Source organism: Catellatospora sp. NPDC049111 (assembly GCF_040648615.1).
GTDB classification, from domain to species: domain Bacteria; phylum Actinomycetota; class Actinomycetes; order Mycobacteriales; family Micromonosporaceae; genus Catellatospora; species Catellatospora aurea.
Genome location: NZ_JBEZEB010000039.1, coordinates 32,299 through 48,775 on the forward strand (window position 1 = coordinate 32,299; position 16,477 = coordinate 48,775).

Annotated in this window: 17 protein-coding genes, 1 tRNA gene and 1 pseudogene; 14 read left to right on the forward strand and 5 right to left on the reverse strand. The window is 68.0% G+C overall.

Going from position 1 to position 16,477, the window contains the following annotated elements:
* Positions 1-184: 184 nt before the first annotated feature.
* The 4 genes from AB0B66_RS34315 to AB0B66_RS34330 all read left to right on the forward strand — a co-directional run bounded on the left by AB0B66_RS34315 (position 185) and on the right by AB0B66_RS34330 (position 5,812).
* Positions 185-715 (forward strand): hypothetical protein, encoded by a 531-nt coding sequence (locus tag AB0B66_RS34315; RefSeq protein WP_360537879.1) that lies wholly within the window; start codon positions 185-187, stop codon positions 713-715.
* A gap of 173 nt (positions 716-888) precedes the next feature.
* Positions 889-1,293: a secondary thiamine-phosphate synthase enzyme YjbQ gene (locus tag AB0B66_RS34320; RefSeq protein ID WP_360537881.1), complete on the forward strand. Its 405-nt coding sequence runs from the start codon at positions 889-891 to the stop codon at positions 1,291-1,293.
* A 311-nt stretch (positions 1,294-1,604) separates the two neighbouring features.
* A complete protein-coding gene (locus AB0B66_RS34325) occupies positions 1,605-4,136 on the forward strand; it encodes a glycoside hydrolase family 9 protein (RefSeq protein WP_360537985.1) in 2,532 nt (843 codons plus the stop codon).
* Positions 4,137-4,231: 95 nt separating this feature from the next.
* On the forward strand, positions 4,232-5,812 hold the full coding sequence (locus tag AB0B66_RS34330) for a DUF4139 domain-containing protein (protein ID WP_360537883.1): 1,581 nt from the start codon (positions 4,232-4,234) through the stop codon (positions 5,810-5,812).
* Between the two features lie 54 nt (positions 5,813-5,866).
* On the opposite strand, the gene AB0B66_RS34335 is transcribed toward AB0B66_RS34330, so the two are convergent.
* Positions 5,867-6,781: a metallophosphoesterase gene (locus AB0B66_RS34335; RefSeq protein WP_360537885.1), complete on the reverse strand. Its 915-nt coding sequence runs from the start codon at positions 6,779-6,781 to the stop codon at positions 5,867-5,869.
* A 101-nt stretch (positions 6,782-6,882) separates the two neighbouring features.
* Between AB0B66_RS34335 and AB0B66_RS34340 the strand changes: the two genes are divergently transcribed.
* The 6 genes from AB0B66_RS34340 (at position 6,883) to AB0B66_RS34365 (ending at position 11,483) form a co-directional block, all read left to right on the forward strand.
* A complete protein-coding gene (locus tag AB0B66_RS34340) occupies positions 6,883-9,201 on the forward strand; it encodes a thiamine pyrophosphate-dependent enzyme (protein WP_360537887.1) in 2,319 nt (772 codons plus the stop codon).
* Between the two features lie 282 nt (positions 9,202-9,483).
* Entirely contained in the window at positions 9,484-9,927 is a 444-nt protein-coding gene (locus tag AB0B66_RS34345; protein ID WP_203687816.1) for a DUF3052 domain-containing protein, read from the forward strand.
* A 72-nt stretch (positions 9,928-9,999) separates the two neighbouring features.
* Positions 10,000-10,455 (forward strand): peroxiredoxin, encoded by a 456-nt coding sequence (locus tag AB0B66_RS34350; protein ID WP_360537889.1) that lies wholly within the window; start codon positions 10,000-10,002, stop codon positions 10,453-10,455.
* A gap of 72 nt (positions 10,456-10,527) precedes the next feature.
* Positions 10,528-10,602, forward strand: a tRNA-Val gene (locus AB0B66_RS34355).
* 71 nt (positions 10,603-10,673) lie between these two features.
* On the forward strand, positions 10,674-11,033 hold the full coding sequence (locus tag AB0B66_RS34360; RefSeq protein ID WP_360537891.1) for a hypothetical protein: 360 nt from the start codon (positions 10,674-10,676) through the stop codon (positions 11,031-11,033).
* 24 nt (positions 11,034-11,057) lie between these two features.
* A complete protein-coding gene (locus AB0B66_RS34365) occupies positions 11,058-11,483 on the forward strand; it encodes a hypothetical protein (RefSeq protein WP_360537991.1) in 426 nt (141 codons plus the stop codon).
* Here AB0B66_RS34365 and AB0B66_RS34370 read toward each other — a convergent pair.
* Positions 11,484-11,588 (reverse strand): annotated as a pseudogene (locus AB0B66_RS34370) (hypothetical protein); the annotation flags it as partial.
* 304 nt (positions 11,589-11,892) lie between these two features.
* Between AB0B66_RS34370 and AB0B66_RS34375 the strand changes: the two are divergent.
* The 3 genes from AB0B66_RS34375 to AB0B66_RS34385 all read left to right on the forward strand — a co-directional run bounded on the left by AB0B66_RS34375 (position 11,893) and on the right by AB0B66_RS34385 (position 13,591).
* Positions 11,893-12,447 carry a hypothetical protein gene (locus AB0B66_RS34375; protein ID WP_360537893.1) on the forward strand — a complete coding sequence of 185 codons (555 nt, stop codon included), beginning with the start codon at positions 11,893-11,895 and terminating at the stop codon, positions 12,445-12,447.
* Between the two features lie 438 nt (positions 12,448-12,885).
* Complete coding sequence (locus AB0B66_RS34380) at positions 12,886-13,224, forward strand: hypothetical protein (RefSeq protein ID WP_360537895.1); 339 nt, start codon at positions 12,886-12,888, stop codon at positions 13,222-13,224.
* Between the two features lie 187 nt (positions 13,225-13,411).
* The gene (locus tag AB0B66_RS34385; RefSeq protein WP_360537897.1) at positions 13,412-13,591 is read left to right on the forward strand and encodes a hypothetical protein; all 180 of its coding nucleotides are present in this window, start codon (positions 13,412-13,414) and stop codon (positions 13,589-13,591) included.
* A gap of 109 nt (positions 13,592-13,700) precedes the next feature.
* Here AB0B66_RS34385 and AB0B66_RS34390 read toward each other — a convergent pair whose 3' ends face one another.
* Both AB0B66_RS34390 and AB0B66_RS34395 read right to left on the reverse strand, forming a co-directional pair.
* Positions 13,701-14,120, reverse strand: coding sequence for a hypothetical protein (locus AB0B66_RS34390; protein WP_360537899.1), 420 nt, complete (start codon positions 14,118-14,120; stop codon positions 13,701-13,703).
* Positions 14,121-14,579: 459 nt separating this feature from the next.
* On the reverse strand, positions 14,580-14,759 hold the full coding sequence (locus AB0B66_RS34395) for a hypothetical protein (protein WP_360537901.1): 180 nt from the start codon (positions 14,757-14,759) through the stop codon (positions 14,580-14,582).
* Positions 14,760-14,911: 152 nt separating this feature from the next.
* Between AB0B66_RS34395 and AB0B66_RS34400 the strand changes: the two genes are divergently transcribed.
* Entirely contained in the window at positions 14,912-16,132 is a 1,221-nt protein-coding gene (locus AB0B66_RS34400; RefSeq protein WP_360537903.1) for a helix-turn-helix transcriptional regulator, read from the forward strand.
* Here the strand turns inward: AB0B66_RS34400 and cutA are convergent.
* Positions 16,119-16,442 (reverse strand): divalent cation tolerance protein CutA, encoded by a 324-nt coding sequence (cutA, locus tag AB0B66_RS34405; RefSeq protein WP_360537987.1) that lies wholly within the window; start codon positions 16,440-16,442, stop codon positions 16,119-16,121. The genes AB0B66_RS34400 and cutA overlap by 14 nt on opposite strands.
* Positions 16,443-16,477 lie beyond the last annotated feature (35 nt).

The window sequence follows — 16,477 nt, forward strand, 5'->3', positions numbered from 1 at the left end:
GTAGTGATGATCGGTCTAGACACAGAGTTTGTCTGTTCGACCCATCCTGCCCCTCCGGTGGGGGATTCGTCACGCGTACCGGCACGCGATGCGACACGCGACACGCATACTGACCAGTAACATTTCGGTCGGCTTCACGACCGGGGGAGCGCTCCAGTGGCGTACGCCGATTAGATTGCCGCCCATGCGACGACTCCTCGGTCTCCTTCTCATCGCATACGGATTCCTGCTCGCCGTCAACACGACCTTCCCCCTCCTGGCCGATCTGGGCGGGGAAAAGGTGACGGCAGGGAACAACGGTGATGCTTTGGTCTGCCAGCAGGACCTGCTGGCCCCGCCGTACGCGGGCATCTACGGCAACTGCGAGCTCAGCTGGGTCAACGGGCCGCTGCGGGACAGCGGCCGGGTGGTCGGCCGGGACGTCGCCGCCGCACTCGACGCGAACAAGTCGGCGGTCCCGGCGGTCGCGATCACCGGCATGGACGGTTACGCCTTCATCCCGCCCACGGGCCTGGAGCGCGTCGCCGGCTTCGCCGCCCCGCTGGTGATCGTCTTCGGCCTGATCCTGCTGTTCGCGCCACGCAACCGCCGCCGCGGTGGCCACTCGCACGGCGACCACGACCACGACGATGACGACTACGACAGCGACGACTCCGGCGACTCGGGTGACTCCGGCGGCGACGGTGGCGGCGACGGCGGTGGCGGCGGCGACTGACCCGCTGCCCCCGCTGCGCTCGGTGCGCTCGGTGCACTCGGTGTCAAGATCGGTGTTTCCGGTCCAGAAGTGCGGTCCGACCTCACTTTCTGACCGGAAACGCCGATCTTCCTTTCGCTCGCGGCCGGGCCGGGCCGGGACGAGTCGGGGCCGGGGGCGATTAGGGTGGGCGGGTGCGTAGTGAAGTGCTGACGGTGCGGACCGGGAGCCGGGCGACCGTCGTCGACATCACCGATGAGGCCGCGGCCTTCGTGCGGGAGCTGGGCGATGGGCTGCTGCACGTGTTCGTGCCGCATGCGACTGCCGGGATCGCGATCATCGAGACCGGCGCGGGCAGTGACGACGACCTGCTCACGGCGCTGGAGCACGTGCTGCCCGCCGACAACCGCTGGCAGCACCGGCACGGCTCACCCGGCCACGGGCGCGACCACGTGCTGCCCGCCTTCGTGGCCCCGTACGCCAGCCTGCCGGTCCTGAACGGCCGCATCGCCCTGGGCACCTGGCAGTCGATCTGCCTGGTCGACACCAACGGCGACAACCCCACCCGCCAGGTTCGCCTCTCCTTCCTCGCCGGCTGAAACTTTCGGCCCACCGCCCGCGCAAGGTCATCCGACTTGCCCGGGACCTGTGCGTATCTTGTGCGCCGATTCGCCCACCTGCCTGGCAAGTCGAGCGATCTTGGGCGGCCGCCGGGCGCGTTGCGAAAGCGCGGGGCCGGGTGGGTGATTGACACCCCCGAAATGTGGCGGCAATAATTCATGGGCGCAGATGGGAGCGCTCCCAGATCATTGGCGCATTCCGGCTGCTCACGCCCGCTTTCGATGCACCACCGATCGCTCCATCGAAAGGACCCCCAGTGCGTAGACCCGTGCTGATCGCGCTGGCCGCCGTGGCCGGGCTCGTGTCGACGAGCCTGACCGCCGCCGCCGCCTCGGCAGACGCCCCCGAGCAGATCGTCAACGGCACCTTCACCTCCGGCCACGCCCCCTGGTGGGGGACCGGCAACATCACGCTCGACTCCAGCAGTGGGCAGCTGTGCGCCGACATTCCGGGCGGCACCGTGAACCCGTGGGACGTGATCATCGGGCAGGACAACATCCCGCTGGTCGCGGGGGAGACCTACAGCTACAGCTTCACCGCGAGCGCGACGCCGGACAAGGTCGGCAAGGCGCTCATCCAGCTCCCGGTGGACCCGTGGACGCAGTTCCTGGCCGCGAATCCGCTGATGACCGGCACTGCCACCGGCTACTCGTACACCTTCACCGCGCCCGTCTCCCTTCCGAACGCGCAGGTGGCGTTTCAGATCGGTGGCAGTGCCTCCCCCTGGCGGCTCTGCCTCGACGACATCTCCCTCAAGGGCGGCGCGGAGCCCGAGGTCTACGAGCCCGACACCGGCCCGCGGGTGCGGGTCAACCAGGTCGGCTACCTGACCAAGGGCCCGAAGAACGCCACCGTGGTGACGGAGTCGACGGCCGCCCTGGGCTGGCAGCTCAAGAACGCGGGCGGCGACGTCGTCGCGAGCGGGAACACCACGCCGCGCGGCGTGGACGCCAGCTCCGGCCAGAACGTCCACTCGATCGACTTCAGTGCGTACGCGGTTGCGGGCACCGGCTACACCCTGGTCGCCGACGGCGAGACCAGCCGCCCGTTCGACCTGGCCGGCAACCTCTACGCGGGGCTGCGCGACGACGCGCTGAAGTTCTTCTACACGCAGCGCTCCGGCGTCGCGATCTCCGACGCCCTGCGGCCCGGCTACGGCCGCCCGGCGGGCCACGTCGGCGTTGCGCCGAACAAGGGCGACACCTCCGTGCCCTGCCAGCCGGGCGTCTGCGACTACTCGCTCGACGTCTCCGGCGGCTGGTACGACGCCGGTGACCACGGCAAGTACGTCGTCAACGGCGGCATCTCGGTGTTCCAGCTGGTCAACGAGTTCGAGCGGGGCAAGTGGGCGGCGACCGCGCAGGCGTTCCCGGACGGCCAGCTGAACCTGCCGGAGAGCGGCAACGGCGTGCCGGACATCCTCGACGAGGCGCGCTGGCAGCTGGAGTTCCTGCTGAAGATGCAGGTCCCGGCCGGTAAGCCGCTGGCCGGCATGGCCCACCACAAGATCCACGACAGCGAGTGGACCGGCCTGCCGCTGCTGCCCAACCTCGACGACAAGCAGCGCGAGCTGCACCCGCCGTCGACCGCGGCGACGCTGAACCTGGCCGCCGCGGCGGCGCAGGCGGCCCGCGTGTACGCCCCGTACGACGCGGCCTTCGCGGCCCGTAACCTGGCCGCGGCCCGCACCGCGTACGCGGCGGCGCTGGCCCACCCGGCGATCTACGCGAGCCCGTCCGACGGCACCGGCGGCGGCACGTACGACGACGTCGTCGTCACCGACGAGTTCTACTGGGCGGCGGCCGAGCTCTACCTGACCACGGGCGAGAGCCAGTACCTGTCCGCGGTGACCGGCTCGCCGCTGCACACCGCCGACGTGTGGAGCAGCAACGGCTTCGGCTGGCAGTCGCTGGCCGCGCTGGGCCGCCTCGACCTGGCCACGGTGCCCAGCGCGCTGCCCGGCCGGGCAGCGGTGCGCGCCTCGGTGGTGTCCGGCGCGGAGGAGTACCTGGCCGCGATCGAGGCGCACCCGTACGGCGTGCCGTACCAGCCGGCGAACAACGCCTACGACTGGGGCTCCAACAGCGGGATCGCCAACAACCTGGTGGTGCTGTCGACGGCGTACGACATCACCGGCCAGGACCGCTTCGCCGACGCGGTGACGCAGGGCGCGGACTACCTGTTCGGCCGCAACGCGCTGAACATGTCCTACGTGACCGGCTACGGCGAGGTCCATTCGAAGAACCAGCACAGCCGCTGGTACGCCCACCAGCTCAACCCGGAGCTGCCGAACCCGCCGAAGGGCACCCTGGCCGGCGGTGCGAACTCGTCCATCCAGGACCCGCTGGCGCAGCAGAAGCTGACCGGCTGCACCGGGCAGTTCTGCTACATCGACGAGATCGACTCGTGGTCCACCAACGAGCTGACCATCAACTGGAACGCCCCGCTGGCCTGGGTGGCCGCCTTCCTCGCGGGCCAGGGCGACGGCGCGAGCGCGCCCGCGTCCACCTGCAAGGTGACCTACACCAAGCACGCGCAGTGGCCGGACGGGTTCAACACCCAGATCACTGTCAAGAACACCGGCTCCACCGCGGTCAACGGGTGGACGCTGAAGTTCTCGTTCCTGGGCGCGCAGTCGGTCGACGACGTCTGGAGCGCCGCGGCGACCCAGTCCGGTGCGACGGTCAGCGCGAGCAACCTCGCCTGGAACAAGGTCATCGCACCGGGGCAGTCGGTGACCTTCGGGTTCATCGGCGACGCCGCGAGCGGCCCCAACCCCGACCCGGCCCTGTTCACCCTGAACGGCGCCGCCTGCTCGTAACACCTCCTCCCCCAAGGGGCGGTCGCGGCCACAAGCCGCGGCCGCCCCGCCCCATTGGGGCGCTTCGCTCAGGCCGGTTTGGGTAGCCTCGTTTCATGAGCGAACGATTCACGGGATCGGACGGCCCCGACCTCGTCGACGCCCCGATCGTCGCGGTGACCGTGTTCCCCGACCGGGCGCGGGTGACCCGGCGCGCCACGGTGACCCTGACCCCCGGCGAGCACCGCGTCCCGTGTGGACCGCTGCCGCTGAACCTGCTGCGCGACTCGGTGCGGGTGTCCGGTCACGGCCCGGCCGCCGTCGCCGGGGTGAACGTGGTGACCCGCCGCGAGCCGGTGACCACACACACCGCCGTCGTCGAGCTGGAGGCGGAGCTGCGCGAGATCGAGGCGGTGATCGCCGTGCTCGACGACGCCGACACGGTGGCCACCGCCCGGGAGAAGTTCCTCGGCAGGCTGGCCATGCGTGGCGCAGGCGCGCTCGCCTCGGGCGAGCCCGGCGCGGCGGCCGTCTTCGCCGACGGGCTGGACGAGCAGCTCACCGCGATCCACGCGGGCCGCCGCAGCCGCGAGCGGGAGCGGTTCGACCTGCACCGCCGCCGGGAGGCCGCCGAGCGGCGGCTGATGGACCTGCGCGGCAGCACCCGGCCGGACCGGCTGGCCGCGGAGATCCTGCTGGAGGTCGACGAGCCGGGCGAGATCGAGCTGGAGCTGTCCTACGTCGTGCCCGGCGCGAGCTGGAGCAGCGGCTACGACCTGCGGCTCGCCGGCGACGCGCTCACCCTGACCTGGCACGGCATGATCACCCAGCGGACCGGCGAGGACTGGCCGGAGTGCGCGCTCAAGCTGTCCACGGCCCGCCCCGCGGGCGCGCTGGAGGTGCCGGAGCTGGACCCGTGGTTCGTCGACGTGGAGCGCCCCATGCCCATCGCCTACGCCGCCGCCCCGATGGCGATGTCCGCCCCGCCGCCGCCCGCCCCGGGGGCCGCGCCGATGCAGACGATGATGCCCAAGGCGCGGGCCGCGGTGCGGGAGACCAGCGCGAGCGTGGAGGAGGGACCGGTCGCGGCCACGTACACCCCGCTCAAGCCGGTGGCCGTGCCCGCCGACGGCACCGCGCACCGCACCCTGATCGCGCGCTTCGACCTGGCCGCCCGCCTCGACCACATCACCGCGCCGGTACGCGCCGAGGAGGCCACCCTGCGCGCCACCGTGCTCAACACCTCCGGCCACACCCTGCCCGGCGGCACGGCGGCCCTCTTCCACGAGGGCGACTTCGTCGGCTCCACCCGCCTGGAGCCCTGGGCCCCCCAGGAGGAGCGCGAACTGGCCCTCGGTGTCGACGACCGCGTCCGCGTCGAGCGCGAACTCGTCCGCCGCGCCGCCAGCAAAGCCACCCTCGGCTCGTCCCGCCGCACCGACGCCGAATACAAGATCACCATCGCCAACCACACCCCCCGCCAGGTCTCCGTCACGGTGCTCGACCAACTTCCGGTCTCCCGCGACTCCCAGATCACCGTCAAGGAACTCCACGCCAAGCCCGACCCCGCCGAACGCTCCGACCTGGGCGTCTACACCTGGAAACTCACCCTCGCCCCCAACGCCACCCAGGAAATCCACTTCGCCCTGCGCGTCGAGTCCGCCAAGGGCGTCGACATCTCCGGCTGGCGCGACTGACGAAACGGTGGTGGCCTTCCGTCACGTCCCGGAAGGCCACCACCGTTCAGTGCGTCAGTGGCAGGTGGCCAGGCCCTGGTCCTGGAAGGTGCTGCCGGGCTGGCCGACGAATTTCCAGGTGTAGAAGTCCTGGTAGAGGGAGAGTTTCAGAACGCCGAAGGTGTCGTCGTTGCGGGCTCGGGAGTTGGCGGCGATGGTCTTGCTGAAGCCGTTGAGGCCGCCGCCGCCGGTGCCGACGGTGAACTGGCGTACGCCTTTCTCCTTGTCGAGTTCGCCGTCGGGGGTTTGCGGGGCGAAGCGCTCGTAGTGGTGGTTGTGGCCGTTGAGGACGAGTTCGACGCCGTGGTCGTAGAGGAGCTGGAAGAAGGGCTTCACGCGGGGGTCGGCGCCGTGTTTCCAGCCTGAGGTGAACAGGGGGTGGTGCCACATGGCGACGGTGCACTTGCCGTCGGAGGACTCCAGCTCCTCGCGCAGCCAGTCGGCCTGCTCGGAGTCGTCCTCGCAGTCGACCAGGTCGCAGGTGGAGTTGAGCACCAGCACCTGCCAGCTGTTCAGCTCGTACGAGTACCAGCCCTTGTCCTTCTCGCCCGCCGCCTCGCCGAAGTAGTCGTAGTAGGGGCCGCCGTTGTCGGTGCGCATGTCGTGGTTGCCGATCGCGGGGCGGGTGCGGTCCTTGTGGCGGCCCCAGTACGGCTCGTAGCACTTCTGGAACTGCTCGGCGGTACCGGCCACGTATGCGTTGTCGCCGAGGGTGAACACGGTGCCCGGGATCCGGTCCAGCAGTTTCGCCGTGGCCTCGTCGCCGTCGCTGAGGCAGCTGCCGATGTCCCCGGCGCCGACCAGCACCGCGGGTTCCTCGGCAGCGGGCGCGGCGTTCGCGGCGGGCTGGGCGGGCGCGAGGGCGGCGAACAGGCCGAGACCTGCGGCGGCGAACAGGAGGCGGCGGGCACGGGGGGACCGGTGAACCATGACGCAGATTATGGGTAAATCTGGATAAATCGTCCATCTTGTGCAGTGGTGTGGCGTGTCCGATCACCGATCCGGGTGGTCGCCCCCGCCCCCTCTGGGTAATGCTGTGCAGCGTGAGCACCTCTCATGATCTCGACGAACGGTTCCGGAGCGCGCTGGCGGCGTGGCCCGCCAGCACCCCGCCGAACGGCGATCCGCATGCGACGGTGCGCCCCGACAGCGGCCTCACCGGGTCCATGGCCAGGGAACTCTTCGACGCGCAGGTCACCAGCCGGCACCTGGACCTGGCCGCGCGGCGGCTGCGCGCCGACGGCGCCGGGTACTACACCATCGGCTCGGCGGGCCACGAGGGCAACGCGGGCGTCGCCGCGGCGCTGCGCCCCACCGACCCGGCGCTGCTGCACTACCGCTCCGGCGCGTTCTACGCCGCCCGCGCCGCCCAGCTCGCCGAGGGCAAGGTCGACGCCATCCGCGACGTGCTGCGCGGCGTCGTGGCCAGCGCCGCCGAACCCATCGCGGGCGGGCGGCACAAGGTCTTCGGCAGCACCGACCTCAACATCATCCCGACCACCTCGACCATCGCCTCGCACCTGCCCCGCGCGGTCGGCCTGGCCTTCGCCGTCGAGCGTTCCCGGCAGGGCCTGGACACCCGCCGGGGTCGGCACGCCGCCGAGGACGGCGGACCGGCGCTCGTGCCGCCTGCCTGGCCCCGCGACGCCGTCGTGCTGTGCTCGTTCGGCGACGCGTCGGTCAACCACGCCAGCGCCGTCGCCGCCTTCAACACCGCGGGCTGGTCCGACTTCACCGGGTTGCGGCTGCCGCTGCTGTTCGTGTGCGAGGACAACGGCCTCGGCATCAGCGTGCGCTCCCCAGCCGGCTGGGTCGGCGAGACCCTGCGCGCCCGCCCCGGCCTGCGCTACTTCCACGCCGACGGGTGCGACCTGGCCGACACGTACGCCGTGGCCCGCTCCGCCGTCTCCTGGGTGCGCCGCCACCGCCGCCCCGCGGTGCTGCACCTGCGCACCGTGCGGCTGATGGGCCACGCCGGGGCCGACGCCGAGCTGGCCTACCGCACCAACGCCGAGATCGAGCACGACCTGGCCCTGGACCCGCTGCTGCGCACCGCGCGGCTGCTCGTCGACGCCGGGCAGGCCAGCCCGATGGAACTGCTCAGCCGGTACGACGAGATCGGCTGGCGGGTGCAGCAGGCCGCCACCGGGGTGCGCGACGAGCCGAAGCTCGCCTCCGCCGCCGAGGTCGTCGCCCCGCTGGCCCCCCGCCGCCCGCTGCGCGTCGCCAAGACCATCGCGCAGGCCGGGGAGCGGGCAGCCGGGGCCGCGCTCGCCGAACGCCACCGCATCTTCGGCGGCAAACTGCCCGAGCAGACCGGCCCGCAGACGCTCGCCCAGGCCGTCAACGCCACCCTGGCCGACCTCATGATCAGCCACCCGCAGGCCATGGTCTTCGGCGAGGACGTGGCCCGCAAGGGCGGCGTCTACGGGGTCACCAAGGGCCTGCGCGAGCGCTTCGGCCCGGCCAGGGTCTTCGACACCCTGCTCGACGAGACGTCCATCCTCGGCCTGGGCCTCGGCGCGGGGCTCGGCGGGCTGCTGCCCGTCCCCGAGATCCAGTACCTGGCGTACCTGCACAACGCCGAGGACCAGCTGCGCGGCGAGGCGGCCAGCATGCGCTTCTTCTCACAGGGGGCGTACCGCAACCCGATGGTCGTGCGCATCGCCGGGCTGGCGTACCAGAAGGGCTTCGGCGGGCACTTCCACAACGACCACTCGGTGGCCGTGCTGCGCGACATCCCCGGCCTGGTCGTCGCCGTGCCCTCGCGCGCCGACGACGCCGCCGCCATGCTGCGCACCTGCGTCGCCGCCGCCGAGGTCGACGGCACGGTCAGCGTCTTCCTGGAGCCCATCGCCCTCTACCACACCCGCGACCTGCACACCGACGGCGACGGCGGCTGGCTGAGCCCGTACGCCGCGCCCGACCGCTGGGCCGACACCCACGTGCCCGTCGGCCGCGCCCGCGGCCACTCCTACGGCAGCGGGGACCGGCTCACCGTGCTCACCTTCGGCAACGGTGTACGCATGTCCCTGCGCGTCGCCGCCCGCCTGGCCGAGGAGGGCCACGGCTGCCGCGTCGTCGACCTGCGCTGGCTCGCCCCGCTGCCGCTGGCCGACATCGTGCGCGAGGCGGGCGCCACCGGCCGGGTCCTGGTCGTCGACGAGACCCGCCGCTCCGGCGGAGTCGGCGAGGGCGTGCTCGCCGCGCTCGTCGACGCCGGCTACGTCGGCCTGGCCCGCCGCGTCGCCGCCGTGGACACCTTCCTGCCGCTCGGCCCCGCCGCCGACCACGTCCTGGTCGGCGAGGACGCCATCGAACGCGCCGCCCGCGCCCTGCTGGCCGCCTGAGCTTTGTGCCAAGATCACTCGAATTGCCCGGCAAGTGGGCTTAAAACGGTGGAAGATACGCACAGGTGCCCGGCAAGTCGGACGATCTTGGACGGATGTGGTCACCGCGCCGCCTCCGGAAGCGCCTGAGCCGCGTTTTTGGCGACCCGCCGAGGCCGCCACTTGCGCTGGACGCTAGAACTGTGTGGACTACCCGCAGTCGGCTGTGACGCCGACGACAATAATCGAGTGACCCCGCAACGAACCGCGGGTGTCCGGAAAACGAAGAGGAGGCACAAGACAGTGAGCGCGACCGCTGGTCAGGCCGCCGAGGGCGTACGCAGCCTGGCGGACCGGTTCGGCATCGAGCCGGACATGGTGGTCATGGAGATGGGGTACGACGACGACGTCGACCACGAACTCCGTGACGCCCTGGCCGACGCATGCGGATCTGATCTGGTGGACGAGGACACCGACGAGGTCGTCGACGCGGTGCTGGTGTGGTACCGCGAGGACGACGGTGACCTGTTCGAACTGCTGACCGACGCCATCTCCCCGCTCGCCGAGAGCGGCGTGGTGTGGCTGCTGACCCCGAAGTCGGGTCGGCCCGGGCATGTCGAGCCCAGCGAAATCGCCGAGGTGGCACCCACCGCGGGACTCTCCCAGACTTCCACCCTCAGCGCCGGCAAGGACTGGAGCGCGGCGCGGCTGGTGGCACCGAAGGCGGCACGCGCGTCCAAGCGCTGAACCCCGCCGCGGACCTTCGAGCGGCCTGCCCCGAGCGGCAGGCCGCCAGGGAAACCTGCGACCATGGAGCACATGATCGAGGTAGGCGTGGTTGCGCCCGATTTCGTGCTGAAGGACCAGAACAACCAGGAAGTACGGCTGTCCGGCTTCCGGGGCGCGAAGAACGTGCTGCTGGTGTTCTATCCACTCGCCTTCACGCGTACCTGCCAGGGCGAGCTGTGCGAGATCCGGGACAACCTGAACGACTTCGTCAACGAGGGCACGCAGGTGCTGTCGATCAGCGTGGACTCGGTGTTCGCGCACAAGGTGTGGGCGGGGGAGCAGGGGTACGAGTTCCCGCTGCTCGCGGACTTCTGGCCGCACGGGGGCGTGGCGCAGGCGTACGGGGTCTTCAACGAGGACCGGGGGTATGCCAACCGGGGGACGTTCGTCGTCGACAAGGCGGGGGTCGTTCGGTACGCGGAGATGAACCTGCCCGGTGAGGCGCGTGACCAGGAGGCGTGGCGCAAGGCGCTCGGGGCGCTCTGAGTCGTAAGTCCGGTGAGGGCGGGGTCGGCGGTCAGGTAGGATGTGCCGGTTCGTGTCGGCGCAGGCCGAAGCGGGCGTGTAGCTCAGCGGGAGAGCATCCGCCTTACAAGCGGAGGGTCGCAGGTTCGAACCCTGCCACGCCCACCAGCACAAACGGGCTGTTACAAGCGGGAATTACCCCCGTATTTAGCAGCCCGTGTAGCAGTGGGTCAATCCAAGTGGTCATCGAGACGCTTGGCCGCCTGGCGCATCGCATGTTCGACGAGTTGATTACCTCCGACCAGCCGAAGGCCGCGTTCGCGAAGTGGTGGGAGGTCCAGAATGCCTACGGCTACTTCGTAGAACTGGGTCTCAAGCAGCGCGACCAGCGTAAGGAGGGTGCGAACGTCGTCATGACCTATGATGTGCAGTTCGCATCTGAGGGCCGGTTCATGCCAGGTGATCGCATGTTTCACGTCAGCAAAAGCGCCGAGACCTGGTCCATCACGCTCACAGAAGTTTTGTTCGGCGGCTGGAAGGTGAGCCGGATCGACGTTCTCGACCCGGTCGGGATTAGCGATCGAGGGGTTATGCCGTAACGGCCCGCTATTAAGATCAAAAGCGTGACCCAGGAGTTCGCAGCTGTTATGGCGCAGGTGATACCGGTTGTCGCACTCGCCCTGGTTGTGCACGCAAGGGGCGAAGTGGCACGCGCGCAATCCGGCGTAGACGATGTGTTGGCTCACAACGATATGTCAGCGACACACGCAGAACTGGAGCAGCGTCGAGTCGCCACTTTGGCCATTCAGCATTCACTAATTCTGCTCGCGCTCGCGGCTTCCGAAATTCTATGTCTGCTGGCAGTGCAACAGATTTGGAATCCCGGATGGGGCGTGTGGCTGGTTGAAGTTGGCCCTTTGGGCGGTCGGGACCAAATCGTTTTCATTTGGTCGAATTCGTTCAGCCAGCTCGCGAGTGCCGAGATCTTCTCTGCCACTTCCGAAGAGGTCGATTGCCTCCAGGATCGTAGTCTTTCCGCTCTCGTTTAGGCCCACTAACGTATGGATTCGTCCCGGAGGCGAACCGGCAAGGTCCAGTCGGAGGCGGTGGATGCCCTTGAAGTTCTCGATCTCAAAGTACGTGTAATACACCATGACCTCGAACGTTTGAGGAGGAGTCGCGAGGACACAGGAGAATAAGGCAAGCCGAAGAAGTTGGATAGCGGGTCGTCTGAAACTGGACACATAGGCTGGCGCCGGGACTAACCCCGCCGTCAGCGACACTGAGCGCGAGGACTAGCCGCAACCCGGGCAAAGAGCCGCAGCTTCGGCTTCCTGGCAGGTGTCAGCCAGTTCCCCGAGAGCGCGAGGCTGGTCGACCCAAATCAGGTGGATCGTACTTACAGGATCGATCGTCTTTACGGATCGTCAGTTTTATCCGTTTGGCTGGGTGCTACTCATGTCAGCATCGACCGAGCTGAGTAATCTGAACGGCAAGCGAAGCCAACTCGCAAAGGCGTCCACCGCCCATTTGATCGAGGTAGAGGCAATGTATCCGCCCCATCCATGGGACGATCCTCACATGGCCAGGCCAGCACACGAGCCGCCGCCGCAGCAGCCTTTGGATTGGATCAGTGCTCGCGAGGCTGAACGGGCGGGGCGCAACTATCAGGAGTATCAGGCGCAGATCACCGCTGAAATGCAGCGCATGCAATATGAAGCCTGGCGGGCATCGGTCCCGCCATCGAACGTTGAATCCAGCGCTGCTCTGCTGGCTACCCCAAGCACTGATGTGCGACCCCTAATCGAGGTTGCGGACTATGTAACACCCGTCGTACCCAGAGTTCGCGTCCCCGCGCGGGCGCATGGCAGCGGTGCGGCTAATCATAATTCGTATGGAAAGAAGAGCATTTCGTCCGAAACCTTCATGGTGCTCGCGTTATTCATATTTGTTGTCGCCTGCGCTCTGGGTGCCGCCATCGCATTTGCCGCTGCTTGGTTACTCGACATGTAGGCCAGATGCCGTGCCCGCTCGTGCCCGATGCTGCGGTCAACGACGGTCAGCCGAGGGCTCGGTCGTGTCGGCCTGGCGACCCGTGAGCTGGAGCTGTGCCAAGCCGACGTCTCGCTGCTCAGTGATGACCGATAATTTCTAAACCGCGGCCTGGGCGAGCTCGCCGCGCATCCAGCCTTCGGCCTTGACAAGTCATTGAGACTCCTCCGGCGGGGGCTCCACCTTGCCCACTCCCGGGCGGCCCACTCCCAAGGTTGGCGGGACGACGGCGAGGGGACGGCGGTGCGGTTTATCGCCGCAAGAACACTTTCGCCCAGACAGGGCGGTTATCGAGGACGACGAATATTTCGACCTCGAGGCGCTGCGGGTGTGAATGCCTAGTGTCCGGTCGCCGCCTGCGGTACTGTCCGATAACTACTCTCGCTGAGGTACAAGTTGATGAGCGAACTCGCGGAACCAGATGATGAAGCGCTTCGAGAAGAACGTATCCGCAAGTTCCAACGCGACATGGCGATTGCAAAGGTTCTACTGCCGCTGTTGATACCGGTCGTCGTCTTCTCGGTAGTAAACCTAGCGTCGCTCGGCTTCATTGGTGCCCTGTTCTTCAACTGGCTGTTTGAGACTGACGGCTTCACTGGTTGGTGGATCGGCATCGCTGTCACGGCACTCGGTGGAGTCGTGACGTATGGTAAGAGTGTTGTGGACAAAGCGGCGGAAATCGGCGCAGGACTTGTTCTATTTATACTCGTGATTGGTGTGGCTAAGAGTTGTGGGTAGTGCCCACAGCTCGCTTGACCTCGCGCGAGACCCCGAGCGACCGTGCCGCCGGTAGTTCGCGTCGAGGGGATCGCGGAGTACCGCTGGCATGTAGCAGTCCTTGTAGCAACGAACACGACCGGCTACGGATGTCAGCCGCGTTCAAAGCGGGATCTTCGGTGCGGGCAGGCAACGCGTCCAGGTCGGCGTGGTCCACGCCCGCAAGCTCGCGACCGTCCCCCTCGACGAGCACACCGTCACCGTCTACGACGCCGCCATCCCGATCAAGGCCGTCCCCCGCCGCAACACCACCGACCTGAACCGGACCAAAGCCAAGCATCAGATCACCGTCCCGGATCAAGCCCAGCGAAAGCGTCGCTACGCCTGATCAGCCCTTCACCTGATCATCGGGTCGGTCGCAGCCCGAGCCTGCCATATTCGATCTTGCCGGTCAGAAGGTCCGTACCTTCGGACTTCGCGTCGCCGGAGGGGCCAGCTCAGCGCACTGGCCTGCGGCCTCCCTCGCCAAGAACGTCCGCGCGCAGCACAATCTCAAGCGTGGCGCGATGATGCTGATCCGCCGTTAGTCCGTGAACCCCCTCCAGGGCGGCGCGGTGGCGTGATGGATCAGTCTCGACGACCGCTGCTGAGATACGCCAGCCGCCTCCGGCAACCGGAGAGAACGTTGCTTCGTAGAGCCCGTAGCCGGTCCAGCTGCGGTGCAGGAACACGGTCTGGCCTTCAACGAAGACGTCCCACTTCTCATCCATGTTGCGGGACTGCCAACCCAGTTTGATCTGCTCCCATTGCTCGTCAGACCAGATTTGCGTGGGCAGCTCCGTCATCGGAGTCGGCACGAGAACCGGCAGGACCTTGCCGGGCAGTGACGAGCGGGTCACTGGAGAGGGTGCGATCATCCGGAGATCGTAGGCGTGCCTTCGCCGTCCAGCCGACCTCCGAGTCTGAACGCCCGCACGATCGGCGTCAGATCCGGAACGGCACATAATCGATCTTGATCAGGTGTAAGCATCCTGCGACGCCGATCCGTCAAGCATCATGCGGGACCAGGCAGCCGATGGCATGAGCGTGCCAGCTCGTCGCTGAGTGTGAGGAGGTCGATCGTGCATCGTTGTTCGCCTCACACGATTGCTGCTATCCAAGGCGAAGCAGGACGTGTGCTGGCCAGACCACGAGTCGTGATCCGACGCGCTGGCCGGCAACTAATTCCAAGACGGGCGCTCCGTGAGTGGGGTCAACGCCGATGACAACTCCGACGGCATCCCGATCAAGGCCGAACGGAAGCGGATCGATGGCAACCGTGTCACCGATTCGGAAGCTGCTGCCATCTTCAGCGAGCCAGAACGTTGGGCTCGCCATTATGCGTGCTCGGATTCACGCAGGTGACGGCTGATGACCCGTATGACGGCAGTCGAGGTATTCCAGGAGACCGAACGGGACACCGCTCTCGGGTCGTAGACGATGCGGTCAACCTCGGTCATCTCCTGCGTGTCCTCGTCGGCCCAGAGTGGTCGATCGGCACTCTCGATGGCAGTCATTGAACTCCCCTGAAACAGCACATACCGTTGGGATGGGGCCCGAGGCGGTCGGCGGTGCGAGCGCGACCACCCCGAGCTGTATTCAGCCTCGGGGTCGGACAGCGAGCACTGAAGGCCCTGACCGTCTACGCCCGTCTACGGAAAGCTGTGATGTGACCAGCGAATTCGGCGAAGTCATGAAGGTCCTGCGCGAGTCCGCCGGCCTGAGTTTGTTCGGGCTCGCGAAACGGATCACCTGGAGCAAGGCCGCGGTCGGCCATGCGGAGAGCGGGTTCCGCGCGCCGACTCCCGAACTGGCGCGTGCCATCGACGGGGCGCTTGGGGCGAACGGCGTGCTCATCGCGGTGGCCGCGACGATGCGAACTCGGCAACGTAACGTGAGTGATGTGGACCGCCGTGATCTGCTGAGGTTGCTGGCTTCGACGGGGGTCGCTGCGGCTGCGGAACTTGGCGACAGCGAGGTACCCGGTCGACTCGGCGGGGCCGATGTCGCCCGAGCGCTGGAACGCACGAAGCGATTGCGGCGGCTGGACGATTCGCTGGGCGGCGCTGACACCTACGGCTTGTTCCTGGCAGAGGTACGTTCAACCGAAGCGACGTTGGTCAGCGGCAGCTTGAGCGGGAGTGTCCGACGCCAGTTACTGGCAGCGCTGGCCGAGCAGGCGCAGCTTGCAGGTTGGGCGGCGTTCGACGCTGGTTGGAGCGACAAGTCGACGCGACTCTTCGCGATGAGCCGTCAGGCGGCGCTGGAGGCGGGGGACCTGGCGCTGGTGGCCAATGCGATGGCTCTCGACGCATACCAGCGGGCGTTCAGCGGCCGGGTCGATGTGGCATTGGCGCGAGCGTCCTGCGCCGCATTGACCGATGCGGTTCCCGGACGTGTCAGGGCGCTCGTGTTCGACCGAGCTGCCTGGTCGCACGCGGTAGCCGGCGATGCGGACGAAGCCGAGGCGGCGCTGGCGGAGGCGTCGGCGGCGGTGGAGTCAGCCGTCGGCTCGCCCGAACCCGATTGGGCCGCATGGGTGGATGCCCACGAGATCCGCATAATGACGGGCCGGTGCTGGTCGGTGCTGGGCCGACCTCTCCGGGCGGTGGCGCCGCTGGAGAGCGCGTTGAGCGTGTTCCCTGACGCATACGCCCGAGACAAGGCTCTTTACCTGCTCGCTCTGGCCGAGGCGTACCTACACGGTCGAGAGCTGGAGCTTGCCGCGCAGACCATCCGACAAGCGCACACGTTGACGAAGGATGTGGCGTCGGATCGTCCACGGCATCGGCTGAACACCACCCTGGCTCTGGCCGCGCCGTTCGCGATGGTGAAGCCCTTCAAGGAGCTTCACGAACACATCGCCGGGATCTCGACTATTCCGCGTTGACCGCGGTGCGCGCCCATTCGATACACGCGGGTGCGGCCGCGGTAATGGCCACGGCGGTGATCTGAGGGTTCTGCCAAGGATGATGCGCTGCGAGGTACTTCTCGACCTCGGGGTACCGGTCTGCGGTGGTGATGAACACGGCCTGCCACTCCTCACCGGTGCCGTACTCGCCGAGGTGCCAGAACACCGACGTCACAGGGCCGACTACCTGTGCGGACGCGGCCAGTCTGGCCTGCACCACCGCACCGGCGAGCGCGACCGCGTCGTCACGATGTTCCGTTGCCGTGGTCACCTGAATCAGCCCGGTCATCATGCCGACAGCCTCTCATTTCGGCTTCCTGCCGG